This window comes from Pseudomonas sp. DrBHI1, assembly GCF_002205115.1.
GTDB classification, from domain to species: domain Bacteria; phylum Pseudomonadota; class Gammaproteobacteria; order Pseudomonadales; family Pseudomonadaceae; genus Aquipseudomonas; species Aquipseudomonas mosselii.
Genome location: NZ_NIBE01000044.1, coordinates 52,742 through 61,530, shown reverse-complemented (window position 1 = coordinate 61,530; position 8,789 = coordinate 52,742). Strand labels below are relative to the sequence as shown.

Below are 8,789 nucleotides of genomic sequence, written 5' to 3'. Positions count from 1 at the left end.
CCTGCTGCACCATCTCCAGCAGCGGCTGCGGGTACACACCGAGCACGAAGGCGAGGATGGCGATGGCCAGCAGCATCACGCCGCCGGTGCGCTGTTCCCACTTCAGCGGAGCGTCGTGGCGACGCAGGTTCGGCTCGACCAGGTACAGGGTGACCATGACGCGCAGGTAGTAGTACACGCCGATGGCGCTGCCGATCACCAGGGCGCCGACCAGCCACCACAGGTGCGACTCGACGCCGGTGGCGATGATGTAGAACTTGCCGATGAAGCCCGCGGTCAGCGGGATACCGGCCAGCGACAGCATCATCACGGTCAGTACCGCGGTCAGGTACGGACGGCGCCAGAACAGACCGCGGTACTCGTACAGGGCGTCGGCGTCACGGCCGGCATACGGCGAGGACATCAGGGTGATCACGCCGAAGGCGCCCAGGCTGGTGATCACGTAGGTGACCAGGTACACGCCCATGGCTTCCAGGGCCAGGCCCTTGCTGGCGACCAGGGCGATGACCAGGTAGCCGAAGTGGGCGATGGACGAGTAACCGAGCAGACGCTTGAGGTTGCTCTGGGTCAGCGCCAGCAGGTTGCCAATGATGATCGAGGCAACCGCGATCACCGCCAGCACGGTGCTCAGCACGCCGCTGCTGGCGGCAGGGGAGAGCATGAACAGGCGCACGACCACGGCGAACACCGCGACCTTGCTGGCGGTGGCCAGGAACGCGGCGACCGGCGCCGGGGCGCCTTCGTACACGTCCGGGGTCCACAGGTGGAACGGCACCAGCGACAGCTTGAAGGCCAGACCGACCAGCATCATGCCCAGGCCCAGTTGCGCCAGCAGGCTCGGCATGCTGGTGGCGGCCAGGGCCTTGCCCAGCTGGTCGAAGGTCAAGCTGCCTGCGTCAGCGTACAGCAGCGCCATGCCGAACAGCAGGAAGGCGGAGCCGGCGGCCGACAGCACCATGTACTTGATGCCGGCTTCCAGCGAGCGCTTGTTGAAGAAGGCGTACGCCACCAGGCCGTAGACCGGCACCGACAGCAGCTCAAGGCCAATGAACAGGCCAGCCAGGTGGTTGGCGCTGACCAGCACCAGACCGCCCAGTGCCGACATCAGCAGCAGCAGGTACAGTTCTTCACGGTTGCCCGGGAAGCCCTTGGAGCCTTCGCCCAGGTAGGCGTGGGCGAGGGTGACGCAGGCCAGCGTCGCCACCAGGATGATCGCCATGTACAGGCAGGCGAACTTGTCGATGGTCACAAGCGAGGTGACTGCCAGCGGCGCGACCTTGAGCGCCGGCAGGATCGACAGCAGGGCCAGGTTCAGGCCCACGGTGGACAGCAGGAAGGTCTGCGAGTGGTTGCGCTTCCAGGCGATCGCCAGCATCACCACCACCGTGGTGAGCGTGGTGATCAGCATCGGCGCCAATGCGATGAAGTGTTGAGTGGTGAATTCCATAGCGCTCTTACCGGGCCGAAGCGAGTTGAGTGAAAGCGGAACCGAGCCACTGCTGCACACCGCTCATGGTGGCGGCAGAGGTGTCCAGGAACGGCTGCGGATACACGCCCAGCAGGATCAGCAGGCCCGCCAGGCCCAGCACCATGATCAGCTCGCGACCGTCCATGCCGGCCAGCACGGTGTCGGCCTTGGCCGGACCGAAGTAGGCACGGTGGATCATGATCAGCGAGTACACCGAGCCGAAGACCAGGCCGGTGGTGGCGATCACGGTGATCCATGGGACGTGGGCGAAGCTGCCGATCAGGATCAGGAATTCGCCGACGAAGTTGCCGGTGCCCGGCAGGCCCAGCGATGCGGCGGCGAAGAACAGGCTGATGGCCGGAAGATAAGCGATGCGGTGCCACAGGCCACCCATCTCGCGCATGTCGCGGGTGTGCAGGCGCTCGTACAGCTGGCCGGCCAGGATGAACAGCGCGGCGGCCGACAGGCCGTGGGCCAGCATCTGGATCACCGCGCCCTGCAGGGCCTGCTGGCTGCCGGAGTAGATGCCGATCAGCACGAAGCCCATGTGCGAGACGCTGGAGAACGCCACCAGGCGCTTGATGTCGGTCTGGGCGAAGGCCAGGAAGGCTCCGTAGAAGATGCCGATCAGGCCCAGGGTCATGGCGATCGGCGCGAACTCGGCCGAGGCGTTCGGGAACAGCGGCAGGGCGAAGCGCAGCAGGCCGTAGGCCGCGGTCTTCAGCAGGATGCCCGCCAGGTCCACGGAACCTGCGGTCGGCGCCTGGGCGTGAGCGTCAGGCAGCCAGGAGTGGAACGGCACCACCGGCAGCTTCACCGCGAAGGCGATGAAGAAGCCCAGCATCAGGAGGTACTCGACGCCGGCCGGCAGTTCGGCCTTGAGCAGGTCGCTGTAGTTGAAGGTGATCACGCCAGTGCTGTTGTAGTTGACCAGCACCAGGCCGAGGATCGCCACCAGCATGATCAGGCCGCTGGCCTGGGTGAAGATGAAGAACTTGGTCGCCGCGTAGATGCGGGTCTTCTTGCCGTCGGAGGAGCTGTGACCCCAGAGCGCGATGAGGAAGTACATCGGCACCAGCATCATTTCCCAGAAGAAGAAGAACAGGAACAGGTCCAGGGCCAGGAACACGCCGACCACGCCGCCGAGGATCCACATCAGGTTGAGGTGGAAGAAGCCGACGTGGCGCTGGATCTCTTTCCACGAGCACAGCACCGACAGCACGCCGAGCAGGCCGGTGAGCAGGATCATCAGCAGCGACAGGCCGTCGAGGGCCAGGTGGATGCTGATGCCGAAGCGCTTGATCCACTCGACCTTGTATTCGAGGGCCCAGGCGGGCTCCGCGCCAGGGGCGGGAGCCAGGGTGTAGTTGCCGTTCGCCCACAGCCACAGGCCGATGCCAAGCAGCAGGGACATGGTCAGCAGCGCGATCCAGCGCGGCAGGGTGGCGCCGAAGCGCTCACCCAACCAGCACAGGAAGCCGCCGATGAAGGGGATCAGGATCAGCCAAGGCAAAATCATGACGGGTTGGTTTCCTTTGGCAAAGTCGCAAGATTCATAGTCATACCGCGGCCACTACCACGGCACCGAGCACCAGCACGGCACCCACGGCGATCGAGGCGGTGTACCAGCGCAGCTGGCCGGTCTCGGTCTTGCTCATGGCGACGTGACCGCCGCGAGCCAGGCGAGGAATGAGGCCGATGCTGCGGTCAACCGGGTCCTTGCGCAGGATGTGGCTGATCAGCAGGTAAGGTTTGACGAAGAGCTTGTCGTAGATCCAGTCGAAGCCCCAGGCGGCGAACCACCAGGCCGACAGGACGCGACCGATACCGCTGTTGGCAACTGCGGTGACGAAGCGGCGCTTGCCCAGGAACAGCAGGGCCGAGAGCAGGATACCGGCGATGGCGATGGCGCCCGAGGCGATCTCCAGCGAGTGCTTGGCTTCGCCACCGGCGTGGCCTGCGCTTTCAGGCAGCACGCCTGCCAGCGGCGGGTGGATCCAGGCGCCGATGAAGGTCGACAGCACGATCAGCACGCCCAGCGGCAGCCAGTGGCTGATGCCGTGGCCGGCGTGGGCTTCGGTCTTGGCTTCGCCGTGGAAGGCGATGAAGATCAGACGGAAAGTGTACAGCGAGGTCATGAACGCACCGACCAGGCCGGCGTACAGCAGGCCGCTGTTGCCGCTGGCGAAGGCTTCCCAGAGGATCTCGTCCTTGGAGTAGAAGCCCACGGTCAGGATCGGCAGGGCGGCCAGGGCGGCGCCACCGACCACGAAGCTGGCGTAGGCCAGCGGCAGTTTCTTCCACAGGCCGCCCATCTTGAAGATGTTCTGCTCGTGGTGGCAGGCGACGATCACCGCACCGGAGGCAAGGAACAGCAGGGCCTTGAAGAAGGCGTGGGTCATCAGGTGGAAGATCGCCGCGTCCCAGGCGCCGACGCCCAGGGCCAGGAACATGTAGCCGATCTGGCTCATGGTCGAGTAGGCCAGGATACGCTTGATATCGGTCTGTACCAGGGCGGCGAAGCCGGCCAGGACCAGGGTCACGCCACCCACGACGCCGACCAGGTGCAGGACGTCCGGCGCCAGCAGGAACAGGCCGTTGGTACGGGCGATCAGGTACACACCCGCAGTCACCATGGTGGCCGCGTGGATCAGTGCCGAAACAGGAGTCGGGCCGGCCATCGCGTCGGCCAGCCAGGTCTGCAGCGGCAGCTGGGCCGATTTACCGACCGCGCCACCCAGCAGCATCAGGGTGGCCAGGACCATCCAGGTGTCACCAGCCTGGAACTTCTGCGGTGCCAGCACCAGCAGTTCCTGCACGTTCAGGGTACCCAGCTGGACGAACAGGATGAACAGGCCGATGGCCATGAACACGTCGCCGATGCGGGTGACGATGAACGCCTTGAGCGCCGCGTTACCGTTGTTGCGGTTGCTGTAGTAGAAACCGATCAACAGGTACGAGCACAGGCCCACGCCTTCCCAGCCGAAGTAGATGAACAGCAGGTTGTCGCCCAGCACCAGGAACAGCATGCTGGCGATGAACAGGTTGGTGTACGAGAAGAAGCGCGAATAGCCGGCTTCGCCACGCATGTACCAGGAAGCGAACAGGTGGATCAGGAAGCCCACGCCGGTGACCACGCCCAGCATGGTGACCGACAGGCCATCCACATACAGGGTGAAGTTCGGCGCGAAGCCGTCCACCGACATCCACTGCCACAGCAGCTGGCTGTACGCGCCGCCTTCAGGCGGGGCGACGTTGAACTGCCAGATCACATAGGCGGCGGTGGCCGCCGACAGACCGACCGAGCCGACGCCGATCAGCGCCGACAGGTTCTCGGACCAGCGGCCGCGCGAGAACGACAGCAGCAGGAAGCCGATCAGGGGGAATACGAACGTCAGGAAGATAAGGTTCATCCGCGCATCTCACTGGCAGCATCGATGTCGAGAGTGTGGAAGCGGCGATACAGCTGCAGCAGGATCGCCAGGCCAATGCTGGCCTCGGCGGCTGCCAGGCTGATCACCAGAATGAACATCACCTGGCCGTCGGGCTGGACCCAACGGGCACCGGCGACGATGAACGCCAGTGCGGAGGCGTTCATCATGACTTCCAGGCTCATGAGCACGAAGAGGATGTTGCGGCGGACCATCAGGCCAACCAGACCTAAGCAGAACAGGATGCCGGCGACCGCCAGACCATGCTCGAGAGGGATAGCACCCATGATTTACTCCTTCGCCTCGTTGCGGCCCAGGTGGAAGGCGGTGACGGCTGCCGCGAGCAGCAGCATCGAGGCCAGTTCGACCACCAGCAGGTAAGGGCCGAACAGGCTGATGCCGACTTCCTTGGCGCTGACGGTGGTTCCGCTGATGGCGGCGCCCGACGGGGTGACGAACAGCACGTACAGCAGCTCCAGCAGCAGCAGGGCGGCGAGGATCACCGGCCCCGCCCAGATGCCGGGCTTGAGCCAGCCGCGCTCCTGGGCGACCGAAGCCGGTCCGAGGTTGAGCATCATCACCACGAACACGAACAGCACCATGATGGCGCCAGCGTAGGCGATCACTTCCAGGGCGCCGGCGAATGGCGCACCGAGGGAGAAGAAGATCATCGCCACGGAGATCAGCGAAATGATCAGGTAGAGCAGGGCGTGCACCGGGTTGGTGCCGGTCACCACGCGCAGCGTGGAGACGACGGCGACACCGGATGCGAAGTAGAAAGCGAATTCCATCTTTCTGTCCTTATGGGAGCAAGCTCTTCACGTTGATCGGCTCGGCTTCGTTCTGCGCAGAGCCTTTCGGCTTGCCAGCGATCGCCATGCCCGCAACACGGTAGAAGTTGTAGTCAGGGTTCTTGCCGGGGCCGGAGATCAGCAGATCTTCTTTCTCGTACACCAGGTCCTGACGCTTGAACTCGGCCATTTCGAAATCCGGAGTCAGCTGGATCGCGGTGGTCGGGCACGCCTCTTCGCACAGGCCGCAGAAGATGCAGCGCGAGAAGTTGATGCGGAAGAACTCGGGGTACCAACGGCCGTCCTCGGTCTCGGCCTTCTGCAGCGAGATACAGCCGACCGGGCAGGCCACCGCGCAGAGGTTGCACGCCACGCAGCGCTCCTCGCCGTCGGGGTCGCGGGTGAGGACGATGCGGCCACGGTAGCGCGGCGGCAGGTACACGGGTTCTTCGGGGTACTGCAGGGTGTCGCGCTTGCGGAACCCGTGGGAGAACACCATGGCCAGGCTGCGCAGCTGTGTGCCGGTGCCCTTAACGATGTCGCCGATATACTTGAACATGGGTCAAATCCTCACTGGGCCGCGACGGCTGGCGTGTTGTAGAGCACGATCGCAGCGGTCACCAGCAAATTGATCAGGGTCAGCGGCAGGCAGAACTTCCAGCTGAAGTCCATCACCTGGTCATAGCGTGGGCGCGGGATCGAGGCGCGCAGCAGGATGAACAGCATGATGAAGAACGCGGTCTTCAGGGCGAACCACAGGAACGGTACTTGCGGCAGGATACCGAACGGACCGTGCCAGCCACCGAAGAACAGGGTTACCAGCAGCGCCGAGATCAGGATGATGCCGATGTACTCACCCACGAAGAACATGCCCCATTTCATGCCGGCATATTCGATGTGGTAGCCGTCGGCCAGTTCCTGTTCCGCTTCCGGCTGGTCGAACGGGTGACGGTGAGTCACGGCGACGCCAGCGATGAAGAAGGTGCAGAAGCCGAAGAACTGCGGAATGATGAACCACAGGTTCTGGGCTTGATAATCAACGATGTCGCGCATGTTGAACGAGCCCACCTGCACCACCACGCCCATCAGCGCCAGGCCCAGGAACACTTCGTACGACACGGTCTGTGCCGAAGCCCGCAGGCTGCCCAGAAGGGCGTACTTGTTGTTCGACGACCAGCCGGCGAACAGCACGGCGTAGACCGACAGACCGGCCATGGCGAAGAAGAACAGCAAGCCGATGTTCAGGTCGGCCACGCCCCAGCCCGGGGTGATCGGGATGATCGAGAAGCCGATCAGCAGGGCGCTCATGGCCACGACCGGCGCCAGGGTGAAGATCATCTTGTCGACGAAGGGCGGGTTCCAGTCTTCCTTGAAGAACATCTTCAGCATGTCGGCGGCGATCTGGAACATGCCGAACGGGCCGACACGGTTCGGACCGTAGCGGTCCTGCCACCAGCCCAGCAAGCGTCGTTCGACGAAGCTGAGCAGCGCGCCGCAGACCACCACGGCCAGCAGCACCACGATGGCCTTGACGACCTGAATGATCACATCGATCACTTCGGGGGTGAACCAGCTCATTGTGCTGCCTCCTGCAGGCCTTCGACGGCTGCACCGAAGATGGCGGGCGGAATGCCGGCCAGGCCTTTGGGCAACGCAACCAGGCCAGCGCCCAGTTCTTCATTGATACGCAGCGGCAGACGCAGCGACACGCCGGCCACGTTCAGGCTCAGCAGCGCGCCGTCGTTGACGCCCAGGCGGTCGGCCTCGGACTTGGCCAGGGCGACGTAGGCGGCCGGGATGCGTTCCTGCACCGGGGCGGCGCGCGAGGAGGACTCTTCGCTGCCGAACAGGTGGAAGAACGGTACGGCGGTCCAGGTACCGCGGGCCGGGTTGAACGCGCCCGGAATGGCGGTGAACCAGTTCAGGCGGTCGCCCTGCGACTCGATCAGGCGCACGCCCGGGTCACCGGCACGCAGGTGGCCACCCACTTCGTCCTGGAACTTGTTCCAGGCTTGCGGCGAGTTCCAGCCCGGCGACCAGGCGAACGGCACTTGCTGGCGCGGCTCGGCCGAGCCCGAGTAGCCTTCCATGGAAAAGGCGAACGCGGTGTCCTTGTCCTGTGGGGTACGCGGCTCGTGCACGCTGATGTTGGCGCGCATGGCGGTGCGGCCCGAGTAGCGCAGCGGCTCACGGGCCAGCTTCATGCCCTTGATGCGGAATGCGGCGCTTGGTGCGGCGTTGACGATGCCGGCCAGTTGCGGGGCGGCTTCGGCGCAGGCGCTGGTGACGTGGTCCAGCTGGGTCCAGTCCACCGGCTTGTTGAGCAGGGTGGCACGCAGGGCGTGCATCCAGCGCCAGCCTTCGTGAATCTGGATGCTGCTGTCCAGGTACTGCGGGTCGAACACCTGGAAGAAGCGCTGGGCACGGCCTTCCTGGCTGACCAGGGTGCCGTCGCCTTCGGCGAAAGAGGCGGCCGGCAGCACCAGGTGGGCGCGGTCGAGGGTCGGGGTCTTGGAGTGGTCGGCAACGATCACTACCTTGGCGGCGGCCAGGGCGGCGTCGACCTTGGCGGCCGGTACGCGGGCGTACAGGTCGTTTTCCAGCACGACGATGGCGTCGGCCTTGCCGCTGATGACCGCGTCCAGGGCGGCGTCGACGGACTCGCCGCCCATCATCGCCATGCCGAGGCTGTTGGCCTCAGGCACGACCAGGCTCAGCGAACCGTTCTTCTCGCGCAGCTTGAGGGCCTTGGCGATGTTGGCGGCGGCTTCGATCAGCGCTGGATCCGCCAGGGAGGTGCCGGCGACCACCAGAGGGCGGTTGGCGGCGACCAGGGCGTCGGCGATGCGCTGGGCCAGGGCCTTGGCTTCCTCGTCCAGGCCGGCGACGGCAGGCGCGCTCGGGTCGATGGCGTGGGCCACGGCGAAACCGATGCGGGCGAGGTCAGCGGGAGCGGCGTGTACACACTCTTCGGCGACGTCGTCCAGCTTGGTTTCAGCCAAGGATGCGATGAACAGCGGGTACAGCGCGTGCTGGCCGATGTTCTTCACCGCGGCGTCCAGCCAAGGCTGTACGCGCATGGCGTCGGCCATGGCCTCG

At 65.1% G+C, this 8,789-nt stretch carries 8 protein-coding genes; all 8 read right to left on the bottom strand.

The window, feature by feature from the left end; translation table 11 throughout:
* Positions 1 to 1,447 (bottom strand): NADH-quinone oxidoreductase subunit NuoN (nuoN, locus tag CC207_RS07130; protein ID WP_088851791.1); only part of this gene is annotated, 1,447 nt, incomplete at its 3' end.
* A gap of 7 nt (positions 1,448 to 1,454) precedes the next feature.
* Positions 1,455 to 2,987, bottom strand: coding sequence for an NADH-quinone oxidoreductase subunit M (nuoM, locus tag CC207_RS07125; protein WP_028692467.1), 1,533 nt, complete (start codon positions 2,985 to 2,987; stop codon positions 1,455 to 1,457).
* 40 nt (positions 2,988 to 3,027) lie between these two features.
* A complete protein-coding gene (gene nuoL, locus CC207_RS07120; protein WP_028692466.1) occupies positions 3,028 to 4,881 on the bottom strand; it encodes an NADH-quinone oxidoreductase subunit L in 1,854 nt (617 codons plus the stop codon).
* Positions 4,878 to 5,186: an NADH-quinone oxidoreductase subunit NuoK gene (nuoK, locus tag CC207_RS07115; protein ID WP_008096201.1), complete on the bottom strand. Its 309-nt coding sequence runs from the start codon at positions 5,184 to 5,186 to the stop codon at positions 4,878 to 4,880. The genes nuoL and nuoK overlap by 4 nt, the downstream gene beginning before the upstream one ends.
* A 3-nt stretch (positions 5,187 to 5,189) precedes the next feature.
* Entirely contained in the window at positions 5,190 to 5,690 is a 501-nt protein-coding gene (nuoJ, locus tag CC207_RS07110) for an NADH-quinone oxidoreductase subunit J (RefSeq protein ID WP_023631348.1), read from the bottom strand.
* A 10-nt stretch (positions 5,691 to 5,700) separates the two neighbouring features.
* The gene (nuoI, locus tag CC207_RS07105; RefSeq protein WP_003251442.1) at positions 5,701 to 6,249 is read right to left on the bottom strand and encodes an NADH-quinone oxidoreductase subunit NuoI; all 549 of its coding nucleotides are present in this window, start codon (positions 6,247 to 6,249) and stop codon (positions 5,701 to 5,703) included.
* 11 nt (positions 6,250 to 6,260) lie between these two features.
* Positions 6,261 to 7,268: an NADH-quinone oxidoreductase subunit NuoH gene (gene nuoH, locus CC207_RS07100; RefSeq protein ID WP_028692465.1), complete on the bottom strand. Its 1,008-nt coding sequence runs from the start codon at positions 7,266 to 7,268 to the stop codon at positions 6,261 to 6,263.
* Positions 7,265 to 8,789: molybdopterin-dependent oxidoreductase (locus tag CC207_RS27415; protein WP_256582036.1), on the bottom strand; the 1,525-nt coding region annotated here is incomplete at its 5' end. The genes nuoH and CC207_RS27415, both read right to left, overlap by 4 nt.